Source organism: Gelidimonas denitrificans, assembly GCF_055694065.1.
Map to the genome: position 1 here is coordinate 1,574,595 of NZ_CM146350.1, position 24,132 is coordinate 1,598,726.

At 46.4% G+C, this 24,132-nt stretch carries 22 protein-coding genes and 1 tRNA gene; 19 read left to right on the top strand and 4 right to left on the bottom strand.

What is annotated here, in order from left to right; genetic code table 11:
- Positions 1-19 precede the first annotated feature (19 nt).
- The 11 genes from hisS to FKCLFG_RS07370 all read left to right on the top strand — a co-directional run bounded on the left by hisS (position 20) and on the right by FKCLFG_RS07370 (position 11,475).
- Positions 20-1,366 (top strand): histidine--tRNA ligase, encoded by a 1,347-nt coding sequence (gene hisS, locus FKCLFG_RS07320; protein ID WP_472615550.1) that lies wholly within the window; start codon positions 20-22, stop codon positions 1,364-1,366.
- Between the two features lie 20 nt (positions 1,367-1,386).
- On the top strand, positions 1,387-2,037 hold the full coding sequence (locus FKCLFG_RS07325) for a YfgM family protein (RefSeq protein WP_472615551.1): 651 nt from the start codon (positions 1,387-1,389) through the stop codon (positions 2,035-2,037).
- A 17-nt stretch (positions 2,038-2,054) separates the two neighbouring features.
- Positions 2,055-3,203 carry an outer membrane protein assembly factor BamB gene (gene bamB / locus FKCLFG_RS07330; protein WP_472615552.1) on the top strand — a complete coding sequence of 383 codons (1,149 nt, stop codon included), beginning with the start codon at positions 2,055-2,057 and terminating at the stop codon, positions 3,201-3,203.
- 7 nt (positions 3,204-3,210) lie between these two features.
- Positions 3,211-4,548, top strand: coding sequence for a ribosome biogenesis GTPase Der (der, locus tag FKCLFG_RS07335; RefSeq protein WP_472615553.1), 1,338 nt, complete (start codon positions 3,211-3,213; stop codon positions 4,546-4,548).
- A gap of 123 nt (positions 4,549-4,671) precedes the next feature.
- Positions 4,672-4,908 (top strand): RNA chaperone Hfq, encoded by a 237-nt coding sequence (gene hfq / locus FKCLFG_RS07340; RefSeq protein ID WP_025916438.1) that lies wholly within the window; start codon positions 4,672-4,674, stop codon positions 4,906-4,908.
- Positions 4,909-4,946: 38 nt separating this feature from the next.
- Complete coding sequence (hflX, locus tag FKCLFG_RS07345) at positions 4,947-6,071, top strand: GTPase HflX (protein ID WP_472615554.1); 1,125 nt, start codon at positions 4,947-4,949, stop codon at positions 6,069-6,071.
- A 47-nt stretch (positions 6,072-6,118) separates the two neighbouring features.
- Positions 6,119-7,414: an FtsH protease activity modulator HflK gene (hflK, locus tag FKCLFG_RS07350; RefSeq protein ID WP_472615555.1), complete on the top strand. Its 1,296-nt coding sequence runs from the start codon at positions 6,119-6,121 to the stop codon at positions 7,412-7,414.
- On the top strand, positions 7,414-8,304 hold the full coding sequence (gene hflC / locus FKCLFG_RS07355; protein ID WP_472615556.1) for a protease modulator HflC: 891 nt from the start codon (positions 7,414-7,416) through the stop codon (positions 8,302-8,304). Before hflK ends, hflC begins: the two co-directional genes overlap by 1 nt.
- A gap of 147 nt (positions 8,305-8,451) precedes the next feature.
- Positions 8,452-9,603 carry an ATP phosphoribosyltransferase regulatory subunit gene (locus FKCLFG_RS07360; protein WP_472615557.1) on the top strand — a complete coding sequence of 384 codons (1,152 nt, stop codon included), beginning with the start codon at positions 8,452-8,454 and terminating at the stop codon, positions 9,601-9,603.
- 3 nt (positions 9,604-9,606) lie between these two features.
- A complete protein-coding gene (locus FKCLFG_RS07365) occupies positions 9,607-10,923 on the top strand; it encodes an adenylosuccinate synthase (protein ID WP_472615558.1) in 1,317 nt (438 codons plus the stop codon).
- Between the two features lie 15 nt (positions 10,924-10,938).
- Positions 10,939-11,475 (top strand): phosphoribosyltransferase, encoded by a 537-nt coding sequence (locus tag FKCLFG_RS07370; protein ID WP_472615559.1) that lies wholly within the window; start codon positions 10,939-10,941, stop codon positions 11,473-11,475.
- 257 nt (positions 11,476-11,732) lie between these two features.
- On the opposite strand, the gene FKCLFG_RS07375 is transcribed toward FKCLFG_RS07370, so the two are convergent.
- Positions 11,733-11,817, bottom strand: a tRNA-Leu gene (locus tag FKCLFG_RS07375).
- A gap of 286 nt (positions 11,818-12,103) precedes the next feature.
- Between FKCLFG_RS07375 and rnr the strand changes: the two genes are divergently transcribed.
- From rnr to FKCLFG_RS07395, 4 genes are all read left to right on the top strand, one after another.
- Entirely contained in the window at positions 12,104-14,536 is a 2,433-nt protein-coding gene (gene rnr, locus FKCLFG_RS07380) for a ribonuclease R (RefSeq protein ID WP_472615560.1), read from the top strand.
- A gap of 2 nt (positions 14,537-14,538) precedes the next feature.
- Complete coding sequence (gene rlmB / locus FKCLFG_RS07385; RefSeq protein ID WP_472615561.1) at positions 14,539-15,279, top strand: 23S rRNA (guanosine(2251)-2'-O)-methyltransferase RlmB; 741 nt, start codon at positions 14,539-14,541, stop codon at positions 15,277-15,279.
- 145 nt (positions 15,280-15,424) lie between these two features.
- A complete protein-coding gene (gene cysE / locus FKCLFG_RS07390; RefSeq protein WP_472615562.1) occupies positions 15,425-16,174 on the top strand; it encodes a serine O-acetyltransferase in 750 nt (249 codons plus the stop codon).
- A 22-nt stretch (positions 16,175-16,196) separates the two neighbouring features.
- Positions 16,197-16,898: a YceH family protein gene (locus tag FKCLFG_RS07395; protein WP_472615818.1), complete on the top strand. Its 702-nt coding sequence runs from the start codon at positions 16,197-16,199 to the stop codon at positions 16,896-16,898.
- A 234-nt stretch (positions 16,899-17,132) separates the two neighbouring features.
- On the opposite strand, the gene FKCLFG_RS07400 is transcribed toward FKCLFG_RS07395, so the two are convergent.
- Genes FKCLFG_RS07400 through FKCLFG_RS07410 form a run of 3 tightly spaced genes read right to left on the bottom strand, consistent with a single transcriptional unit; the run spans position 17,133 to position 19,083 of the window.
- Positions 17,133-17,921 carry a UDP-2,3-diacylglucosamine diphosphatase gene (locus FKCLFG_RS07400; protein ID WP_472615563.1) on the bottom strand — a complete coding sequence of 263 codons (789 nt, stop codon included), beginning with the start codon at positions 17,919-17,921 and terminating at the stop codon, positions 17,133-17,135.
- A 39-nt stretch (positions 17,922-17,960) separates the two neighbouring features.
- Positions 17,961-18,452 (bottom strand): peptidylprolyl isomerase, encoded by a 492-nt coding sequence (locus tag FKCLFG_RS07405; RefSeq protein WP_472615564.1) that lies wholly within the window; start codon positions 18,450-18,452, stop codon positions 17,961-17,963.
- Positions 18,453-18,504: 52 nt separating this feature from the next.
- Entirely contained in the window at positions 18,505-19,083 is a 579-nt protein-coding gene (locus FKCLFG_RS07410) for a peptidylprolyl isomerase (protein WP_472615565.1), read from the bottom strand.
- Between the two features lie 476 nt (positions 19,084-19,559).
- Here FKCLFG_RS07410 and cysS point away from each other — a divergent pair, with 476 nt between their 5' ends.
- Genes cysS through tilS form a run of 4 tightly spaced genes read left to right on the top strand, consistent with a single transcriptional unit; the run spans position 19,560 to position 24,090 of the window.
- The gene (cysS, locus tag FKCLFG_RS07415; RefSeq protein WP_472615566.1) at positions 19,560-20,975 is read left to right on the top strand and encodes a cysteine--tRNA ligase; all 1,416 of its coding nucleotides are present in this window, start codon (positions 19,560-19,562) and stop codon (positions 20,973-20,975) included.
- Positions 20,972-21,619, top strand: a complete 648-nt coding sequence (locus tag FKCLFG_RS07420; protein ID WP_472615567.1) for a DNA-3-methyladenine glycosylase family protein — start codon at positions 20,972-20,974, stop codon at positions 21,617-21,619. Before cysS ends, FKCLFG_RS07420 begins: the two co-directional genes overlap by 4 nt.
- Before the next feature lie 31 nt (positions 21,620-21,650).
- Positions 21,651-22,625: an acetyl-CoA carboxylase carboxyltransferase subunit alpha gene (locus FKCLFG_RS07425; protein ID WP_472615568.1), complete on the top strand. Its 975-nt coding sequence runs from the start codon at positions 21,651-21,653 to the stop codon at positions 22,623-22,625.
- A 4-nt stretch (positions 22,626-22,629) separates the two neighbouring features.
- Positions 22,630-24,090: a tRNA lysidine(34) synthetase TilS gene (gene tilS, locus FKCLFG_RS07430; protein ID WP_472615569.1), complete on the top strand. Its 1,461-nt coding sequence runs from the start codon at positions 22,630-22,632 to the stop codon at positions 24,088-24,090.
- Positions 24,091-24,132: the final 42 nt, after the last annotated feature.

The following is a 24,132-nucleotide window of genomic DNA, read 5'->3' on the forward strand; positions in this document are numbered from 1 at the left end:
TAATAAATGTATAAATAGAATGTCTGAAAATAAAAAAATCGAAAAAATTGTTGGTGTGAAAGGTATGAATGACATCCTTCCAATCGACGCCCCGCTCTGGGAATTGTTTGAAAATACGGTGCAGTCCGTATTGAAGAGTTATGGCTTTCAACAGATTCGCACTCCAATCGTTGAGCCTACCGCTTTGTTTTCTCGCGGATTGGGAGATGTGACTGACATAGTCGAGAAAGAAATGTATTCCTTTACTGACTCGATGAATGGTGACCAACTGACGCTACGTCCCGAATGTACTGCAAGTGTGGTTCGGGCAGCGTTGGAGCATAACCTGACGTACGATGGTCCGAAACGCTTGTGGTATGCAGGTCCGATGTTTCGCCATGAGAGGCCGCAACGTGGACGCTATCGCCAGTTTCATCAGATTGGTGCTGAAGCTCTCGGATTTATTGGCCCCGACATCGATGCAGAGCTCATCATGCTGTGTCAACGCCTTTGGGATGACCTCGGGTTACAAGGCATAAGGTTGGAGCTGAATTCGATCGGGAACGCGGATGAACGTAATAAACATCGGGTTGACCTTGTAACTTATTTCGAAAAGAATGCGAATTTACTTGATACTGATGCGCAAAGACGCTTGCATTTAAATCCGTTAAGAATACTCGATACAAAGAATCCTGCGATGCAAGCTTTGGTGAATGCAGCTCCAAAATTGCTGGATTATCTGGAAGATGATTCGCGCGCCCATTTCGAGGGTGTGCAAAAGATACTCCGTCATAACAGTATTCCGTTCACCATTAACACGCGATTAGTGCGCGGCATGGACTACTATAATCGTACCGTGTTTGAGTGGGTGACTGACCAGCTTGGGGCGCAAGGTACGGTCTGTGGCGGTGGTCGATATGATCCCCTGGTTGAGATATTCGGGGGTAAGCCGACACCTGCGTGTGGCTTTGCAATAGGTGTTGAACGCATTCTGGAACTTATGAAGGCAAGCGGAGAACTGTTACCACCAAACCACTGCGATGTTTATATTCTCCACCAAGGTGACGATGCACAGCTACAGGCGTTCGTTCTAGCCGAACGGATCCGTGATGCTGGCTTGGATGTTGTGTTACATTGCGCATCTGCCAATTCTGCAAGCAGTTTTAAATCGCAAATGAAACGTGCTGACGCAAGCGGAGCGGCTTTCGCAGTCATTATTGGCAAAGATGAAATAGATGGCGGGGTAGCTGCAATCAAGGCGCTCCGTGTAGTCGAAACGGATCAACAACAGGTTAGAGTCGCATTCGATGCGGTAGTGGATTATCTGGTTGATCAAGTCGTCGGCGAAGATGAGCACGATCACGAGCATATTCACTACCATCACTAATACCACTAACAATACATCACATGGCATACGATCACGAAGAAGAAGAGCAACTAGCCTCAATCAAGGCTTGGTGGAATCAATATGGTAACCTGCTGACTTGGCTGCTCATTTTTGTTATGGCTATTTATGCAGGCTGGTCTGGATGGAATTACTATCAGCGTAAACAGTCGGTACAAGCATCTCTACTCTATGACGAGTTGGAAAAATCGATTGCAGTTAAAGATAATGTAAAGATTCTGCGTGCAGCAGAAGACTTGCAAACGAAGTTCGGTAAGACTCCCTATGCACAAATGAGCGCACTTGCTGCGGCTAAAAGCGCATTTGATGCCAATGATATGAAAGTTGCGAAAGCCCAATTGGTATGGGCAATCGACCATGGCAATGAGGAAGAATACAAAGCTATCGCCAAGCTCCGACTTTCTGGTCTTTTGTTAGATACCAAATTATATGAAGAAGCATTAAAGCTATTAGAGACAAGCTTCCCTACACAGTTTTCTGGTTTGGTCGCCGATCGCAAGGGAGATATTCTTGTTTCGCAAAATAAAAATAATATGGCGCGCTCCTCCTATGAATTAGCACTGAAAAAAATAGAGCAAAATAGCCCGATACGCCCCTTAATTCAAATGAAACTGGATGCGTTGGGTAATTCGTCAGTTAAGGATGCAGGTTAAAAAAACTAGGGAAAATAATGCGAATTGCAGTTAAGCTTGCGTTTGTCAGCATAGTTGCTGTGTTGTCTGGATGCTCTTCGTTAAACCCTTTCTCCAGCAAGGTGGCGCCAAGAAATCAACCAGCAGCGTTAGTAAATTTTCAGCCAACATTATCGATTCACCCGGCTTGGTCAGCTGCAATAGGTAGCGCGGGAGCGTTTGATTTCTCCCCTGCTGTTATAGGTAATGATGTTTTCGTCGCTGCAGAAGATGGATCAATTGCACGTATGGATGCGGCCACAGGCAATCTAGTTTGGCGCATTAAAGCAGGGATGTCATTAACTGCTGGTGTTGGCAGCGACGGTAATACAGTCGTGGTAGCAGGCGAGAAAGGTGCAATTTTAGCATTTGATTCCAACGGAAAATTGCGTTGGAAAGCGCAAACTTCCAGCGAAGTACTCTCCGTGCCCGCAGTAGGTCAGAAACTTGTAATCGTCCGCAGTCACGATAATCGAATTATCGCATTGGACGTGGAGACTGGATTGCGTCGCTGGGTTGCGCAACGAGCGGTTCCTTCTTTGACCCTACATACAGCGCCAGGGATAATTATTGACGGGTCGATCGTTTTCGTTGGCATGCCCGGCGGCAAGCTGTTAGCTTTGGAGTTAAATAACGGCGGTGCGCGCTGGGAGGCTACAGTGGGAGACCCACGCGGCACGACAGAACTTGAACGCATAGCGGATATTTCCGGCGCACCAGTTATAGCGGGCGAAGATGTCTGTGCGGTTGCTTACCAAGGTAGGGTAGCGTGTTTTAATAAGTCGACAGGTTCTGCGCGTTGGGCTAGGACGCTATCAAGTGATGTCGGGATAGGAATAGATGAGCGCTTTGTTTTTGCTGCCGATGAGCGTGGAGCGGTGACGGCGTATACACGTGATGCTGGATTGAATATGTGGCGTAACGATAAACTAGCGAATCGCCGTCTTTCTACCCCAACATCATTTGGACGCGCTGTGGTCGTAGGAGACGGTCAAGGTTATGTACATTTCCTTTCTCGTGAAAATGGCGCGTTTTTAGGTCGTGTTGGTACTGACGGGAGTGCGATACTATCCGCTCCAGTTGTTGCTGGCGTGAATTTGATTTTTCAAACCCAATCAGGGGCAGTGGTCGCTTTGGCGACCGAGTAACAATTTGATGAAGCCGGTAATTGCATTAGTAGGCCGACCTAACGTCGGCAAATCCACGCTGTTCAACCGTCTTACACGATCGCGAGATGCACTGGTAGCTGACTTACCTGGCCTCACCCGAGATCGCCATTATGGTGAAGGGCGCTTGGGAGAACGGCCATTTTTGGTGATTGACACAGGAGGATTTGAGCCTGTGGCCAAAGAGGGCATCATGCACCAGATGGCCAAACAGACTAAACAGGCAGTAGCGGAAGCCGATATCATTATTTTTATTGTTGATGGTCGCCAAGGGCTTACTCCGCATGACAAGACCATAACGGATTTTTTACGAAAATCCGGTAGATCGGTCATGTTAGTTGTGAATAAATCTGAGGGTATGAAGTACACCTCCGTTGCCGCTGAGTTCTATGAACTTGGATTGGGCGACCCTTATGTTATTTCAGCAGCACACGGTGATGGTGTGATGGATTTGGTAGATGAATCCTTGAACCTGGCATTCACGCAGCACCCTAGCGAGAAGGATGAGCAGGATACTTCTCAGAGGGGGGTTAAAATTGCAATTGTTGGCCGGCCAAACGTGGGTAAGTCAACTTTAGTAAATACCGTGCTGGGAGAAGATCGTGTTATAGCCTTTGATATGCCTGGAACTACGCGGGATTCTATCGAAATTCCGTTTGAGCGAGAAGGCAAACATTACACATTGATTGATACTGCTGGAATACGGCGACGTGGAAAAGTTTTCGAGGCAATTGAAAAATTTTCAGTTGTTAAAACATTGCAGTCAATTTCAGAAGCTAATGTGGTATTGCTGTTGCTCGATGCGCAACAGGATATATCTGAACAAGATGCCCATATTGCCGGCTTTGTGCTGGAAACCGGTCGAGCTTTAGTCGTTGGTGTTAACAAATGGGATGGTCTGACATCTGATAAACGTGATGAAATCAAGATGGATTTAGAGCGTAAATTGAGTTTTTTGTCTTTTGCTAAATTTCATTTTATTTCTGCTTTGAAGTCGACTGGTATTAGCCCCTTGATGAAATCAATTGATGCGGCATATGTTGCAGCTATGGCTGATTTGACTACTCCTAAATTGACACGGGCATTAATAGAGGCGGTGGAGCATCAACAACCTCGTCGCAAAGGATCAATTCGGCCAAAATTAAGATATGCCCACCAAGGTGGTCAGAATCCACCTATTGTTATCATCCATGGAAATGCACTCAATTTTGTCGAAGATAACTATAAACGTTATCTGGAAAAACATTTCAGAGAAACTTTCTCACTTACAGGAACTCCTTTACGTATTGAATTCCGGTCGAGTAAGAATCCATTTGCCAGAAATTAAAATTGTAGTATCTCTGAAAAATCAACTTGCTAATGCGTTCAAACTGACAACTTTTAGCCAGTATCGCTTGATAATTTTCAAGTCGTCACCAACTCTTAATTACAACAACAGAATGGAGCTGTCATGAGCAACAAAGGGCAACTGTTACAAGACCCCTTCCTCAATGCCTTGCGGAAAGAACATGTACCTGTTTCAATATATCTCGTCAATGGCATTAAATTACAGGGGCACATTGAGTCTTTTGATCAATATGTTGTTTTGCTGCGTAATACTGTTACACAAATGGTATATAAGCATGCAATCTCTACTGTTGTGCCGGCACGTGCAGTTAACTTAAATATTGAACAAGAAGAGCAATGATTCCTTTCCTCTCCACAACCTAACGCGAGACTACTTCAATGCGTGCAGTGTTAGTTGGGATCGATTTTGGTAAAAGTGATTTTACTGAAGGTTTAGAAGAGCTAACTTTGCTGTCAACTTCTGCTGGAGCTGATCCTGTTGTTGTCATTACGGGAAAACGTTCACGTCCGGATGCATCCTTATTTATAGGCTCCGGTAAAGCAGAGGAAGTCGCATTTGCTGTGGCTGAAAATAAGATTGATATCGTTATTTTCAATCATATCCTGACACCAGCTCAGCAACGCAATCTTGAAAAATTATTAAAAGTTCGTGTGGTTGATAGAACCACCCTGATTCTCGACATTTTTGCACAACGTGCCAAAAGTCACGAAGGAAAAGTGCAGGTCGAACTTGCCCAGTTGCAGCATTTGTCTACTCGTTTAATTCGCGGTTGGACGCATCTGGAGCGCCAAAAAGGTGGTATAGGATTGCGAGGGCCTGGTGAAACACAGTTGGAAACAGATCGTCGTTTGATAGGCGAGAGAGTTAAATCTCTTGGTGTGCGGCTCGAAAAGTTACAGCGTCAGCGTGAAACACAGCGTCGCTCCCGGGGCAAGGGAAATACTTTCTCGATATCATTGGTAGGATATACCAATGCGGGCAAGTCTACTTTATTCAACGCGCTAACCAATGCTGGCACTTATGTAGCGGATCAACTTTTTGCGACATTAGACACGACTTCGCGTCGAGTTTATCTTGGCGATACCGGCAATGCGGTACTTTCTGATACCGTTGGCTTCATCCGTGAACTACCTCATCAATTAGTTGCAGCATTTAAGGCAACTTTAGAAGAGACAGTAAATGCAGATTTATTGTTGCATGTCGTCGATGCAGCAAGTCCAGTGAGAATGGATCAGATCGAGCAAGTCAATATGGTCCTTAAAGAAATCGGCGCAGATCATATTCCGCAGATATTAGTTTGGAATAAGATTGATGTTATAGGCTTGCAGCAATCTGTTGAGTTGAATGAATATGGTAAAATCCAGAAAGTTTTTGTTAGCGCTAAGGCGGGTATTGGCCTCGATTTATTGCGGCATACTCTTGGCGATTTTTCAAAGTCGCGTATGACTGTTCTGCAGGAATATTTACCGATAAATCAATCAAGTGATATTCATGTTGAATAAAATCGAATAAGCGCCTTTACTCATTTATAACGCTGGATTTGGAAACAATGCCTGTATCTTTGCTGAAAAAAATTGGTTTAAAATTTTCACTCAACGACCCTAAATGGGGTCGGAATTCTCGTAGCGATGAAAACAAAAATCATATGCAGAATGATAAAAATCCCAATAATGGACCTCCGGATTTAGACCAGTTGTGGCGTGATTTTAATCAACGACTGAATCGTTTTTTAGGCCGCAAAAATGATGGAGGTAGTTCTAATGGTGACGGCTTCAAACCTGATGCCAAAGGTACCGGCATTGGGATAGGGATAATTGCCGCTATTGCGATTTTTTTGTGGTTGGTGAGTGGGTTTTTTATTGTTCAGGAGGGTCAAACAGGCGTTGTGATGACTTTTGGAAAATACAATAACATGACTCCTGCTGGCTTCAATTGGCGCTGGCCGACTCCGATTCAAAGTCATGAAATAGTGAATGTGTCACAGGTACGTACAGTTGAAGTGGGATATAGATCCAGTGTTAGAAATAAACAGCCAAAAGAAGCGCTGATGCTAACTGAAGATGAAAATATTATTGATATTCAGTTCGCGGTGCAGTATCGACTTAAGAACGCCTCCGATTGGATTTTTAATAATCGCGATAAGGAGGAGTTAATCAGACAGGTTGCTGAAACTTCTATTCGCGAGATTGTCGGTAAGAACAAGATGGATTTTGTTCTTTACGAAGGCCGAGAAAAAGTTGCATTTGACGTTGCTCAGCTAATGCAAAATATCGTTGATCGTTATAAGTCAGGGGCGCAGATTATAAATGTAACAATGCAGGGTGTGCAACCGCCCGAACAGGTGCAGGCTTCATTTGATGATGCTGTTAGAGCAGGTCAAGATCTTGTAAGACAAAAAAATGAAGGGCAGGCCTATGCAAATGATGTTATTCCGAAGGCTCGTGGTGCTGTTTCACGTTTGATGGAAGAAGCTGAAGCATATAGGTCTAGGGTAGAGGCAAATGCCTTAGGTGATGCATCTCGTTTTAATCAGGTTTATGCAGAATACCAAAAAGCGCCGGCCGTTACACGAGACCGTATTTATCTAGATACTATGCAGCAGATTTTTACTGGCACAACTAAGTTAATGGTGGACGTAAAAAATGGTAATTCTCTGCTTTACTTACCTTTAGATAAATTAATTGGACAAACAAATGCGAGTGGATTTTCTGCCTCTAATCCAACTAGCGCTCCAAATACAGCGACTAGTCCCACTGTAGATACTTTGCAATCTAGTGGAAACGCTCAACAGAAAGATTCTCGTAGCCGTGAATCACGTGATTCCCGTACTCAGGAGACTCGATAATGAATCGCGTAATCTCTTATGTCTTTGTCGGGTTAATTTCTCTTTGGATTTTATCATCGACGCTGTTTGTCGTCGATCAGAGACAATTCGCCATAGTGTTTGCTCTGGGAGAGGTTAAGCAGGTTATTAAAAAACCTGGACTATATTTCAAGTTGCCGCCACCGTTTCAAAACATTTTATTCATGGACAACAGGATTCTGACACTCGATACCCCTGACGCAGATCGTTTCATAACAGCAGAAAAAAAGAATATTCTTGTGGATGCATTCGTAAAGTGGCGAATTATCGACCCAAGGTTATATTTTATTAGCTTCGGAGGTGATGAACGTAGCTTGCAAGACCGGATGTCACAGATTGTTAAGGCGGCACTAAATGAAGAAATCACAAAGCGCACTGTACGGGAGGTCATTTCTGGAGAGCGCGGCAAAGTTATGGATGCTATTCATAAAAAAGTAGGTAATGAAGCAAAGGAAATTGGTGTTGAAGTTGTTGATGTGCGATTAAAAAGAGTTGATTATGTAGAGCAGATTAGTAATTCAGTTTACGATCGAATGAAATCCGAGCGTGCGCGGGTAGCTAATCAGTTGCGATCAACGGGTGCTGCTGAATCGGAAAAAATTCGTGCTGATGCAGACAGGCAACGTACAGTCCTTTTGGCTGAAGCTTATCGTGATGCAGAAAAAATTAAGGGTGCAGGCGACGCGAAAGCGTCACAAATCTATGCTCAGGCATTCGGTAAAAGTCCTGAATTCTATAAATTCTACCGTAGTCTTGAGGCATACCGTGCAAGCTTCAAAAGTCGTAGTGATGTAATGGTTGTGGATCCAAGTTCTGAGTTTTTTAAATATTTCAAGAATCCAAGCAGCTTAAGTTTTATGGGACAAAAGTAAAACTGAAACCATGATGGCTGTTAGCCAAATCGGATTGCATCATGTTATTGTAAGCATATGACCCATATATTTTTGTTGGCTGATTGTTATTTTTTGTGCGGGATATAAATAATCTCGCGCATTTTCTTTTTTAAGTATCTTTCCTTTATGCCTAATTGGCTCCTTCCAGAATATATTGCTGATGTTTTACCATCAGAAGCACGCAAAATCGAAGAATTAAGACGCTTGCTGCTTGATAATTTTCGCCTGTACGGCTATGAGCTTGTCATGCCGCCCTTATTGGAATATATCGAATCTCTTTTGAGCGGAGCTGGTCAGGCGATGAATTTACGCACCTTCAAGTTGGTCGATCAGTTATCAGGTCGAACAATGGGCGTGCGTGCTGATATTACTACTCAAGTTGCACGCATAGACGCGCATTTACTGAATCGTGCCTCTGTCACTCGACTGTGTTATGCAGGAAGTGTGTTGCATACCCGCCCGTCTGGCCTGCATGCAACGCGCGAACCTTTGCAAATTGGTGCTGAGATATATGGGTATGCAGGACTTGAAGCCGATGCCGAAATTCAAAAATTAGTTTTAACATCCCTTGAGTTAGCGGGAATTACACAAGTACGTCTTGATTTATGTCACGTTAATGTATTGCGTGCACTTTTAAAAAATGATGAACGCGCTATCCAATATGAGGCAGAACTTTTCGCGCTGTTAGAGGCAAAGGATGTGCCCGGATTGATGTCAATTTCAACAGAATTTTCTGCTGTGACGCGAAATGCCTTGCTGGCCTTGCCAACTCTTTATGGAGATATTTCAGTAATTAATCGGGCGCGCCGCGTTCTACCTAATTTACCAAACATATCGCAAGCTCTGGACGAACTTGATACTTTAATCACGCTAGTAGGTGCTACCAATATCACAATTGATTTAGCAGATTTACGCGGGTATCACTATCATAGTGGAATAATGTTTGCAGTTTACATTCCCGGTTTGCCGAACGCAGTAGCACGTGGCGGTCGTTATGATCATGTTGGTGAGGCATTTGGGAGAGCACGGCCGGCTACGGGATTTTCAATGGATTTACGAGAATTGGCTAGATTGTTACCGATGGCTAAACGAACACGGGCAATTCTTGCTCCTTGGAGTGGTGATTATTCATTGCAGGCAAAAATTAATGAATTGCGAAAGGCTGGAGAAATAGTCATTCAGACCCTGCCTGGACATGAGAGTGATCAAGGTGAATTTGATTGCGATCAGGCTGTAGTATTTGAAAACGGAAACTGGATTCTCAAAAAATTAGGTTAAGAGATGTTACAAAATAATAGTATTGCGAAAAATGTAGTCGTGGTAGGTACTCAATGGGGTGACGAGGGTAAGGGTAAAATCGTCGATTGGCTCACAGATCACGCACAAGGTGTAGTGCGGTTTCAAGGTGGACATAATGCGGGTCATACGCTGGTTATTAATGGAATAAAAACAGCTTTACAACTTATTCCTTCAGGGATAATGCGGGCAGGTGTTGCTTGTTATATTGGTAATGGTGTGGTGCTATCTGTCCCAGACTTATTGCGTGAAATTGATAAGTTACAAGTAGCTGGAGTAGAAGTCGCTTCGCGATTGAAGGTATCTGAAGCTTGCCCCATTATTCTGCCTTATCACACTGCCTTAGATGTGGCTCGTGAAATTTCTCGCGGAAATTTCAAAATTGGTACAACTGGCAAAGGTATCGGTCCGGCTTACGAAGATAAAGTCGCACGCAGAGCAATTCGCGTAGCTGATCTCATGAACGAAAATCGTTTTGCAGAAAAATTACGCGAAAACCTCGATTATCATAATTTTGTATTAACGCAGTATCTGAAAGCTGATTCAATTGATTACCAGAAGACATTGGATGATGCGCTCTCAACTGTGCCGCGTTTAGCTCCTATGGTTGCAGATGTATCAAGTGCGCTTCATGCAGCATATAAAGCTGGTGCAAATTTATTGTTCGAGGGAGCGCAAGGTAGTTTGTTGGATGTCGATCATGGGACCTATCCTTTCGTTACATCAAGTAATTGTGTCGCCGGCAATGCAGCTGCAGGGGCAGGAGTAGGCCCCAATATGCTTCATTACATTCTTGGCATAACTAAAGCTTACACTACGCGTGTCGGCTCAGGGCCATTTCCTTCTGAGTTGCCGACTGACCAAGGTATCGGGGAGCATTTGTCGCGGATAGGGCATGAATTTGGAACGGTCACCGGGCGGGCGCGCCGGTGTGGTTGGTTTGATGCAGCATTATTGCGTCGTTCAATGCAAATCAATGGAATCTCTGGTATGTGTCTAACCAAGCTTGATGTTTTGGATGGCCTTGATGCCCTTAGATTATGCACAGGGTATCAGCTTGATGGGAAAACCATCGGTATTTTCCCTGTCGGTGCAGAAGATGCTGCCCGCTGTGTGCCTATTTATGAAGAAATTCCAGGCTGGAAGGAATCGACGGTTGGCGCTACGTCTATAGACGCTTTGCCTGTAAACGCTCGTCGTTATATTAAAAGGATAGAAGAACTGGTTGGTGTTCCTATCGATATGGTATCTACAGGTCCCGACCGTGAAGAGACTATCGTACTTCGACACCCATTTAAATAATAAAAGGATGCATACATGGCGCTTAATACTGAGACAGACCTTTGGGTGTCGTGGGAGGGTTACCATCGTTCTATTTTAAAATTGGCACAGATCGTGCATGAATCAGGCTGGAAATTTGATCAGATACTTTGCTTGGCGCGCGGCGGATTGCGGCCTGGAGATATTTTTTCCCGTATTTTTGATGTTCCTTTGGCTATTCTTTCGACGAGTTCATATCGCGATGAATCTGGGACTCTGCGTGGAGAGTTAGATATTGCAAAATACATCACCATGGCAAAAGGTGCGCTTACTGGTAAGGTTTTGGTTGTCGATGATCTAGTGGATTCGGGCGTTACTCTTGAACGTGTCCAACACCACCTCCAGCAAAATTTATCATTGGTTACAGAAGTTAAGTCAGCGGTAATTTGGTGTAAAGCATGCTCATCAATACGACCAGATTTTTATCTTGATTATCTAGAAACAAATCCCTGGATACATCAGCCTTTTGAGGACTATGATGGTTTGCGACCTTATCAACTTTCGGCCTGGTTAAAGAAAGGCGAGAGCAATTGAGCGCCTCTTCTTGAAAAATGTGATCACTAATACAGAACCAATAAACCATCAGGTAACTGATGGTTTATTGGTTTGTGACATAAAAATCGTGTTTTCTGAAGATAATGATGGACGTGGACGTAACAGACACACAGATATCTCATAAAAAATATAGTCCTTAGTATCTATTATTGAGATTGCAGAAACAAAAAATCTGCAAAGGCTTCATTATTTTAGGCGAAAAAAAACCATTGAATTCTCAATGGTTTTTAATCTTTTGGTGCCCACGGAGGGACTCGAACCCCCACACCCAAAGGCACATGGACCTGAACCATGCGCGTCTACCAATTCCGCCACGTGGGCACTGCAACCGTTATTATCTTGTTTAACGCAAGATAAAATATATTATACTTTTGCTTCTCGATCTATATAAATAAAACTTAATCTATATTAAGTTTCATCTGCTAGTATATACACTTTACAGACATTCTTAATATTGACTTGCTGCGAAAGAATGAAATTATAAAGCAAAAATGCAAAAAGTCAACATCTCTAATCATGTAGTTTCTTCAGGCTTCACTGGTTAGGACAATTTCCCTACCTCCGTTACACTACTACATATTGTTACTAAAACTTACTTACAGATCCTTTGAGCCAATTCCCCTACATTATTCCTAGCCGAGAAGACATTCTCGGCGTTCTACGTTCAACCAGCGTACCCTTGGATGCGCAATCTATAGCGCTGTCGCTTAATGTTAAACCAGATGAAATTGATGGTTTGATTCGACGCTTGAAAGCGATGGATCGTGATGGGCAGATCAAACCCGACCATAACGGTTGTTATCAATTGGCAAATCAAACCAGTTTTATTTTAGGTAGGGTCAGCGGTCATCGCGACGGCTATGGATTTTTGATTCCTGAAGATGGCAGTGCAGATATTTTTCTTTCCGAAAAAGAGATGCAGAAAGTATTAAATGGTGATCGTGTTCAGGCAAGAGTTGTTGGCACCGATCGGCGCGGCCGTCCTGAGGGTAGTATCGTTGAGGTAGTTGAAAGGTCCAACAACTATATCATCGGACGTTTATTGAATGAAAATGGTGTCTGGATTGTGGTGCCGGAAGACCAGCGCATCGGGCAGGATATTTTACTCACCGGTTCGTTAGGCAAGGCAAAATCCGGCCAAATTGTTAATGTAAAATTAACCGAACAGCCATCCCGTTATTCTCAGCCAGCAGGCAAGATAATGGAAGTGTTGGGTGATATTGACGATCCAGGGATGGAAATCGAGATCGCCGTGCGAAAGTATGGTGTGCCGCATGTATTTTCTGAGGCTGCCTCCAAATTGGCAGCCAAACTTCCGGCTGAGGTGCTGGCAGTAGATTTTGCGGACCGAATAGATTTACGCGATATACCATTGGTTACCATTGATGGCGAAGATGCACGGGATTTCGATGATGCCGTTTATTGTGAGCCTGTCAAGATAGGCCGCAGCAATGGCTTTCGTTTAATCGTTGCTATCGCCGATGTCAGTCATTACGTAAAACCAAATGATGCGCTGGATAAGGATGCACTGGAGCGCAGTACTTCAGTTTATTTTCCACGACGCGTCATACCGATGCTGCCTGAAAAATTATCGAATGGCCTTTGCTCACTGAATCCAGATGTAGATCGATTGACACTGGTGTGTGATCTAGCGGTCAGCGCCCAAGGTGAAATAAAGGCATATCAATTTTATCCTGCAGTCATACATTCCGCGGCGCGATTTACTTATACGGAAGTAGCCGAAATTCTTGCTGATAGCAATGGCTTGGCAGCTTCCAAGCGCCAGTCGTTGGTGCCGCACCTGTCGAACCTGAATGCTATTTACCACGCTTTATTGCAGGCGCGTAAAGCGCGTGGTGCCATCGACTTTGAAACTACTGAAACCTATATAGTATGTAATCCGGCGGGAAAAATTGAAAAAATCATTCCGCGCACTCGAAATGATGCTCACAAGATCATTGAAGAATGTATGCTGGCAGCAAATGTTTGTGCTGCCGATTTATTGCAACGGCATAAACATGCTGGCACGTACCGTATTCATGCTGGACCCACAGAAGAAAAACTGAATCAACTTAGGACGTTTCTCAAGCAGGCGGGTCTGTCCTTAGACGGCGGTGACTGCCCTTCGTCCGGTGATTATTCCGATTTGATGAATAAGATCAAGCTACGCCCGGATGCTGCTTTGTTGCAAACGATGTTATTGCGTTCAATGCAACAAGCTGTCTATAGTCCTGACAATATCGGACATTTTGGTTTGGCCTATGAGGCTTATGCCCACTTCACTAGCCCCATACGCCGTTACCCGGATCTGTTGACGCATCGTGCGATCAAGGCAATCATTCAGGGAAAACGATATGAGCCTAAAGGGATTGATGCCAGTCTGCTGAACACGACCCTGTCTACATCCACCCGGCGTCAGCAGGTTAAGGATAAGGCACAGGGCAAAATGAAGCCAGAAGCCAATCTAACGATCTGGGATGCGCTGGGCGTTCATTGCTCCGCAAATGAACGTCGTGCAGATGAGGCGTCGCGTGATGTCGAAGCCTGGCTGAAATGCTATTTCATGCGGGATAAGCTAGGCGAAGAATTTACCGGCACAATTTCCGGGGTGACGACCTTTGGTATTTTTGTGCAGTTAGACTCACTTTTTATTGAAGGTTTGGTGCACATCACTGAGCTGGGTACGGATTACTTCAAATACGATGAGGCACGACACGAATTACGCGGCGAGCGTACCGGCAAGCGGTATCAATTAACCGATCGTGTAACCGTGCAGATCAGTCGTGTCGATATTGATGCACGTAAGATTGATTTGCGCCTTGTGAGTGAACTTGCTGCGGAAAATTCAGCTAAGGAACCTGCACGCCGCGCAATCGCAAAAGCGCCCACTGGCAAGAAAAATAAGACTAATTTAGACAAAAACAAGGCGCTGGCCGGACCAGAACAAACGTCTAAATCAAAATCCGTCAAGCATGCGGCAGCACCTATAAAAGCGCGCTCACCAAAAACAGCCCCTAAAGCAGCCAAAAAGAAACGATAACAATGAAGAGTAAAATTATTTTCGGATTTCATGCCGTTACAGCACGTTTGCGACATGACGCCTCATCGGTTGAGGAAATTTATATTGACTCTGCTCGCCACGACAGGCGCATGCAGGAACTGATCCGCGCCGCTGAAGCTGTCAAGGTGCGCATTATTCAGGCCGATGATCAACGTTTAAGCAACATCGTCGGTACGCGCCGGCACCAGGGTGTAGTGGCCAAGGCCGGCGAACTTTCCTTAGCGCGCAATCTGGATGAACTACTTGACGCAATCGTCGGGCCGCCTTTGCTCTTGATATTGGACGGTATTACTGATCCGCACAATCTGGGCGCTTGTTTACGGGTGGCGGATGGCGCTGGTGCTCATGCAGTTATCGCGCCCAAGGACCGTGCGGTTGGGCTCAATGCTACCGCGGCCAAAGTGGCCAGCGGTGCGGCAGAAACGGTACCTTACATTACAGTGACCAATTTGGCCCGCACCATGCGGGATCTTAAAGAACGTGATATTTGGCTAATCGGCACCACTGAGGATGCAGAAAAAACCATTTACCAGGGAGATTTCTCCGGTCCCGCAGCACTTGTGATGGGGTCAGAAGGAGAGGGCATGCGTCGCTTGACGCGCGAGACATGTGACGTGCTGGTGAGCGTGCCGATGTTTGGTTCCGTAGAGAGCCTGAATGTCTCGGTCGCTTCAGGCATTTGCCTTTACGAAGCGCGGCGCCAACGAATCGCTACAGCCTAAGCTTCGAAACAGGGTCTGAATTCAATTCGGGCCTTGTTGAACCAGAGGCATTCAGCCTTGCGTTTGCGAACGCTCCATCTGACGCTTCGGCAAATCTTCCCCTTAAACGTTAACATCGCGTTTTAGCCTACTTATTCCTATTTTTATGTTTAGCAGCCTTCGAGAAGATATTCGCAATATCATTGCGCGCGACCCAGCGGCGCGCAATACATGGGAAGTTTTGACATGCTATCCGGGCCTGCATGCAATCGTCGCACATGGCTGGGCGCGCTGGTGTTGGACGCATAATCTGAAATGGCTGGGACGCTTCATTTCGCATATCGCACGCATTCTGACCGGTATCGAAATTCACCCCGGAGCCATTATCGGGCGCCGTGTTTTCATCGATCACGGCTTTGGTGTGGTGATCGGTGAAACGGCCGAAATCGGTGACGATTGCACAATTTATCAAGGAGTAACGCTGGGTGGGACGTCCTTATACAAGGGCGTCAAGCGCCATCCAACCCTTGAACGGGGCGCCATTATTGGCGCCGGCGCGCAAGTCCTGGGCAATTTTACTGTGGGCGAGAATGCCAAGGTAGGTTCCAATGCCGTCGTAGTAAAAGCCGTACCGGCGGGTGCAACGGCGGTTGGCAACCCTGCGCGTATCATTCAAAAAAGTGCGCCGGAATCCAGGGAAGAATCTGCGGCGCGCATGTTTGCGGCTTATGGCGTTACGCCGAATGGGGATGACCCTCTATCCAAGGCGCTGCATGGATTGATTAACAATGCAGCAGCGCAAGAGCACCAGATCGAGAAGATGATGGTAGCGCTGAAGTCCGCCGGAATCGCATGCGATAGTGCTCCCGATTCAGAAAAATTCAATCCTGACCAAATGAACAAACTTGTGGAATGAGGGTGGTAAATTGGATACACAATTGAATACCGACGGTACGGTCGAAAAAAATCCTGACACCCGCCATTTGCTGGATGTTTTTGAAATCAGAGTATTGGCTGTTCTGGCTGAAAAAGAGGCGCTGACACCAGATAATTACCCGTTATCGCTCAATGCGCTAGTCAATGGCTGCAATCAACTCTCGAGCCGCGATCCGGTAATGTCGATTTCCGAGAGCACAGTACAAGATATCCTGCAGCGCCTGATGCAAAGAAAATTTGTGGCAGAGGTACGCCAAGCCGGTGCGCGGGTGTCGAAATATGAACATCGCTTGCGCATGGTATGGCTGCTGGAGCAGGACAAGCTGGCAATCCTTACGCAGCTGATGTTGCGCGGAATTCAAACCGCCGGTGAAATCCGCGCCCGCAGCGTGCGGCAGCATGACTTTTCCTCGATTGCCGAAGTGGAGTCCGGATTGCAGTTCCTGATGGATAAATACCCGCCTTTGGTCGTCTGTCTGCCTAAAGCGCCCGGTACCAAAGAATCCCGTTATGCACATTTGTTGTCCGGGGATGACGTATTGACGCGTCAGGAAACGGCGGCTGGTTTTGTCTCGGGCAGTGTGATCATAGAGTCATCACGGCATGACCGTGTTGGTCAGCTGGAGGAAGAGGTGGTAAGGCTGCGTCGTGAGGTCGACTGGCTGACCGAGCAGTTTGAAACTTTCAGGAAACAATTTGATTGATGCAGGATAGTTGGCATCTTATGCTGATAATTCGACTCTATTCGCGTTAGGCGTTGCTATAGAGTGAAGCAAAATATTCAACTTTTCCCGGGATTATTTATGCACCAACGTCTAACGCGAATAGAGCTGATAATTTCTTATACATCCCATAGTATTTTTTAAATCTTCTTTATATATATGCGGAAATATAAGAATTTTTAGGCATACTCCCTATTTTTTATATTGTGATTGTGGCTATAATATTTCATGTCCGGCAATATCGCAGCGTTTGATTGCTCCGTTTGCATCGATTGCAATCCAGCCTCCGCGCGGTGCCTTCGTATCAAGATCCCAATCGGGCAGCACATATCTGACACGTTGCTTGCCACCACTGGCAGATTCGTGGCGGGCAGGGCGGTGCGTGTGGCCATGAATCATGATGGCTGTGCCGGTCTTATCAAATAAATCATCAATCGCCAAGGCATTGACATCCATGATGTCGTACGATTTTGTACTTTTTGCCTGACGGCTGTCATTGCGCAAACCGGCAATGATTGTCTTGCGCTGTGACAACGGTAGTGACAGAAAGGTCGCTTGCCATTGCGCTTGCCTGACTTGCTGACGGAATACCATGTAGGCAGTGTCATCAGTACACTGCGCATCGCCATGGGTTAGCGTGATGCGATGGTTACCGATGCTGGCAATAAACGGGTCTGGCAGCAACCTCAAACCAGTCGCCTGTACAAATGCAGCGCCAACCAGGAAATCGCGGTTGCCGGCAATCCAGAATATCTTAACGCCTGTATCGTTGAGCAATCGTAGCGCATCGATTACGCTTTTGTTATACGGATTACCCAAGTCATCATCGCCAGCCCAGTATTCAAACAAGTCTCCCAGTATGTATAGCTCTTGCGCCTGACTAGCCCGTTGCTGCAGGAAATCGAAAAATGCCTGAGTAGTACGAGGCTGCGACTCGCTTAGGTGCAAATCGGAAATAAATAGCGCAACCGTCGCCGGTTGCGCTATTGAAGAGACCGTCGTCATAAAATTGGTTGCAGACAAAAACCGGACGTTATCAGGTGCTTAAACAATCTCTACTTTTTCAATGATCACGTCTTCAACCGGGACGTCGGCATGTCCGCCTGCCGCACGGGTGGTTTTGACCGACTTGATCTTGTCTACAACATCCATGCCTTCAACTACCTTGCCGAATACGCAGTAACCCCATCCATCTTGTCCGGGGCAGTCGAGAAAATCATTTGCCTTGAGGTTGATGAAAAATTGTGCCGATGCAGAGTGGGGGTCCGAGGTGCGCGCCATGGCAACACTGTATTGCGCATTCTTGAGGCCATTTTTGGCTTCATTCTCAACGCAATCGTTCGCAGGTTTTTGTTTCAGACCCGGCTCGAATCCACCGCCTTGAATCATGAAGCCATCAATTACGCGATGGAAAATGGTGCCGTCGTAATGCCCGGAACGGACATACTTGAGGAAATTTTCAACTGTTTTTGGTGCTTTTTCAGCATCCAGCGCAAGTTTTATATTGCCGTGGTTGGTGGTGAGAATGACTGCCATAAAAATCCTTTTTATATGGGGTGACGCGTGATTTTTTGCTGGTTTTTATAATTTAACGGATGAGCGTAGCCGACTCAATCACGATGGCCTTAACCGGTACATGTTGATGCATGCCCTGATCTGAAACAGAAACCGTTTTTATCTTGTCGACTATTTCGGTGCCTTTAATGACCTTGCCGAAGACAGCGTAACCCCAGCCGTCCTGACTCGGATAATCCAGCGGCCGGTTATTGTTGGTGTTAATGAAAAACTGTGCGGTGGCAGAATGTGGTGCGCCGGTACGGGCCATTGCGATGCTGTAGGTCACGTTCTTGAGGCCATTTTTGGCTTCATTTTCTATCGGTGCGCCAGTGGGCTTCTGCTGCAATTTTTGATCAAAACCACCACCCTGAATCATGAAATCTTCGATTACGCGGTGAAAGATAGTGCCGTTATAGTGGCCGTTTTTGACATATTGCAAAAAATTGGCAACAGATTTCGGCGCTTTTTCCGGATAAAGTTCGAGTACGATTTCACCCATGCTGGTCTTCAGGGAAACCTGAGGCGCGTCGGCAGCGTGTGCTGCGCCGAGTACGCCGCAAAATGTTAGTCCGGCAAGCAAGGAACAGAAATGACGTCGTGCATGTTGCATTGTGGAATCCTTAAATGTTGGCTTCATAGATAATTTTCACTGATATTCCTACTTGGATCAGTATTGGCGTTTGCGAATGAATTTGCTTGCCTTGCCACAATCCGGATGTCTTGCGTGAATGTGCTCACGATAAATTCATCATCGACGAGATTCAGAATGGCCTTATGGCATCTGCATGCATCATCAGAAAATTGGCACGTATCAAGTTAGTTAGAAGAACGGTATTAGTGTATGGAAGCGAACAACAGGCCAGACAGGGTAATAGTTCGACCAAAAACACAATTGGCGGACAGATTTACTGAATGAAGAGTGGCAAAAGGCATGGATTTATCAATGTTATACTTCGGCGAAAAAGTCATTCTATCAAATAAGCACAATTAAAAGGATTTCGGCGATCCTTATTGCAATGCCGTTACATGCGTCAGCATGGACAGGCATTGCAATACATACACTTTCGACTGAAACACATATTCCACATGATCATCCAAAAGATTTACAACACGCTTGCGCGTGAAAAGGAGGCATTTACTCCTATTGTGCCTGGCAAGGCCAGCATCTATGTTTGCGGTATGACTGTCTATGACTATTGCCATCTGGGTCACGCGCGCGTGATGGTGGTATTCGATATGGTTCAGCGCTGGTTGCGTGCATCGGGTTATGACGTTACATACGTGCGAAACATCACCGACATCGACGATAAAATTATTAAACGTGCGGTAGAAAACGGCGAAACCATTTCGCAATTGACCAATCGTTTTATCCAGGCAATGGATGAAGACGCCGCGGCGTTGGGAGTGCAAAAACCAGATCATGAACCGCGCGCCACGCACTATGTGTCCCAGATGCTGGGCATTATTGAGAAACTAGAAATGAATGGTTTGGCCTACCGGGCTACCGATGGGGATGTTAACTTCTCGGTGCGTGACTTTGCCGGCTATGGCAAGTTGTCCGGGAAGTCCTTGGACGATCTGCGTGCCGGAGAGCGGGTTGAACTTAATGTCGGCAAACGCGACCCACTGGATTTCGTGCTTTGGAAAGCATCAAAAGAGTCCGAGCCGGATGAAGTCAAGTGGGATTCGCGCTGGGGCCAGGGAAGGCCAGGATGGCATATCGAATGTTCCGCCATGTCAGAGCAAATTCTGGGCGAGCATTTTGATATTCATGGCGGCGGCCAGGATCTACAATTTCCCCACCACGAAAACGAGATTGCGCAATCCGAGGGCGCGCATCGGCATCAATTTGTCAACTATTGGATGCACAATGGATTTGTGCGGATCGACAATGAGAAAATGTCGAAGTCTCTCGGTAATTTTTTCACCATCCGCGAGGTGTTGAAGAAATATGATCCGGAAGTGATTCGCTTTTTTATTCTGCGCGCCCATTATCGTAGTCCGCTCAATTACTCGGATGTGCATCTCGATGATGCCAAAGGTGCTTTGACTCGCCTTTATACGGCGCTCAAGGGGGTTGCTTGCGATCAATTACCACTGGACTGGCAAGAACCGCATGCGATTCGCTTTGCCGAGGCGATGGCGGATGATTTCAATACGCCGCTGGCAATTGCAATCTTGTTCGAGTTGGCAAATGAACTCAACCGGACCCAAAACCCCATGGTGGCCCGTCAGTTGCTCGGTTTATCCAGTACGATTGGACTGCTGCAACGTGAAGCGGATGACTTCTTGAAGGGGCGTACCGTAGCAAACGACGTTGCGCAAGATTTAGATGTGTCCTCATTATCTGAAGATGAAATTGAATCGATGATCAATGCTCGTGCCGAGGCTAAAAAAAGCAGAAATTTCGTAGAAGCGGACCGCATTCGCGCAGCTTTATTAAATAGCAGGATCGTATTGGAAGACAAGGCTGGCGGCGCAACCGACTGGCGTCGTTCATGAATGATACAAACAGTATGACGATACAGGATGTCCCTGCTTATTGGCTTGAGGCTAAAGTCCAGTTAATGAAGCGCGACCGCATCATGAGCCGATTGATTCCGCAATTCGGTGATCTGCATTTGGTGGGCAGAGGTGAGCCGTTTACAACCTTGGCGCGTTCCATCATCGGGCAGCAAATATCAGTCAAATCAGCAGAAGCTGCTTGGCAAAGATTGTTGTTGGCAAGTCCAAAATGTACTCCTGCACAATTACTCAAGCTGGGGCTGGAGGGACTTTCTGGTTGTGGATTGTCTAAGCGTAAGACAGAATACATTTTCGATCTGGCAGAGCACTTCAAGGAAAAACGGGTGCATGCAGACAAATGGGTTGAAATGGATGATGAAGATGTCATCGAAGAGTTAATTCAGATCCGCGGTATTGGACGATGGACAGCAGAAATGTTTTTAATATTTAATCTGCTACGTCCGAATATTTTGCCTTTGGACGATCTTGGATTGCTCAAAGGTATTAGCATGAATTATTTTTCAGGCGAACCGGTTTCTCGTAGCGTTGTTCGTGAAGTGGCTGCCAATTGGGAGCCTTGGCGTACTGTAGCTACGTGGTATTTGTGGCGTAGCCTGGACCCTGTCCCGGTAGAATATTGAATCCGCTTCAGTTGAAGTGACAAGGAATACGATGACTAAAACAACATTTCTCAATTTTGAGCAACAGATCGCCGAACTTGAGACCAAAATTGAAGAATTGCGCTTTGTGCAAGATGACTCAGCGGTCGACATTTCCGAAGAAATCGATCGGTTGTCCAAAAAAAGCCAGCAACTGACCAAAGATATATATGCAAAGTTGACGCCTTGGCAGGTTTCGCAAATTGCACGGCACCCGCAGCGTCCATACACGATGGATTATGTAAACGAAATTTTCACTGATTTCCACGAGTTGCATGGCGACCGCACTTATGCAGATGATTTATCCATTGTGGGTGGTTTAGCCAGATTCAATGGACAGTCCTGCATGGTGATCGGTCATCAAAAGGGCAGGGATACCAAGGAGCGCGCATTGCGCAATTTCGGCATGCCCAAGCCGGAAGGGTATCGCAAGGCAATGCGCCTAATGAAGCTGGCTGAAAAATTTGGCTTGCCGGTGTTTACCTTTGTCGATACGCCAGGTGCATTTCCTGGTATCGATGCCGAAGAGCGCGGACAGTCGGAAGCAATAGGTCACAACTTATATGTAATGGCCGAGCTTAAAGTGCCGCTGATTGCGACGATTATCGGTGAAGGCGGTTCAGGCGGTGCGCTGGCTATTGCGGTCGGCGATGCGGTGCTGATGTTGCAATATGCGACGTATTCTGTAATTTCCCCCGAAGGATGTGCCTCCATTCTCTGGAAAACCTCTGAACGTGCTTCCGATGCGGCCGAGGCATTGGGCCTGACAGCACATCGCCTCAAGGCAATGGGACTGATCGACAAGATCATTAACGAACCACTAGGCGGGGCCCACCGCGATCCGAAGCAAATGGCGTCGTTGCTCAAACGCGCATTAGCCGATACTTTGCGCCAGTTTCAAGGCGTGAAAACAAAGGATTTGATCGCAACACGTCATGAAAAACTGATGAGTTACGGTAAGTTCAAGGAAATTTCCCCTTCGGAGTAATCTTGTGAACAATAATCAGGCTGCGTTAGTCAACGACGCCTTCGAACGCGCGCTAAATAATATCCTGGCGCGCTTTTCTGCTTCTGGAAATATGCAAAATGGACCGGTTGACGATGATGTGTCGGTTTTGCCAGGCTTGCATGAAACACCACCAAAATTAGCGATTGCATACAGTGGTGGACTCGATTCATCAGTCTTGCTGCATATGGCGCATAAATTCTCGATCAAATATGGATTTGCCCTGTGCGCGTTCCATGTTCATCATGGGATCAGCCGTAATGCAGACGACTGGTTGGCGCACTGTGACGCGCAATGCCAACAATTGGATGTTCAGTTTGATGCGCAGAAAATCACGGTTGAAAAATCGACCAAGACTGGCATAGAAGAAGCTGCACGCATCGGACGCTATGCAGCACTGGGAGCGTTATGCCGCAAACATCATGTATCAATACTACTGACTGCACATCACCAGGACGATCAGGCAGAGACTGTATTGCTGCAATTATTGCGTGGTTCTGGAGTAGCGGGACTATCCGGTATGGATATCCAGAATGCCGCTCCTGATTTGCTGGGGGATGCCAGTGTGCAGATGGCTCGCCCCCTATTGACGGCATCCCGCGCAGAGTTAGCAGCATTTGCGACTAAAAATGACGTCAGTTTTGTAGAGGATGAGTCGAATTCCGATCTTCGTTATGCGCGTAATGCGTTACGGCATACAGTGATGCCGGCACTGGCGCAATCCTTTCCGGGTTTCCAGGAGCGTCTTGCCAGAACCGCACAGCATGCACAGTCGGCACAGCGCTTATTGATTGCATTGGCGGAACTGGATTTGCGAGATTGTCAGAACGGCGTTTGCCTGGATATCAGGCACCTCAGGCGCCTGAGTCCGGATCGAACCTATAATTTGCTGCGTTACTGGTTCGGTTCGCGCGGCGTAAGAATGCCATCTACCGCTTGGCTAAGCGAAATGTTGGTGCAGTTACTGGAAGCGAAGGAGGATGCGCAACTGTGTGTAACGCACGCCGATTGTCATATTCGTCGTTATCACAATCGCATATTCATGACGCCCAAACTCGATGAGGCCGGATTATCTGTGGCGCCGGCATCTTTTCGCTGGATGGGGGAAAGACAGATTGTTTTTCCAGCCTACAGCGGCATTATGTATTTTGATGTGTCGGAGCAGGGAATCGATGAGGAGTGGTTGCTTAATGAGCCTCTGACGATTCGTCTGCGCTGTGGTGGTGAGCGAATGAAATTAGCGCTAAATCGTCCGACCAAAAGTCTAAAGTCACATTATCAGGCCTGCAATGTTCCAGCCTGGGAGCGTGCGCGTCTGCCTGTCATTACGGCGTGCGACGGTGCGGTTTTATTTGCGGCCGGTATCGGTATGGACTGTCATCGCTTTCACCTTCTGGATACGCCGGGGCAGAAAATTTCACTGCGCTGGCAAGCGGACGATTTTTAACTTGGGTTTATGCCTGCCGCTCTTTATAGCTGGATTTTCCAA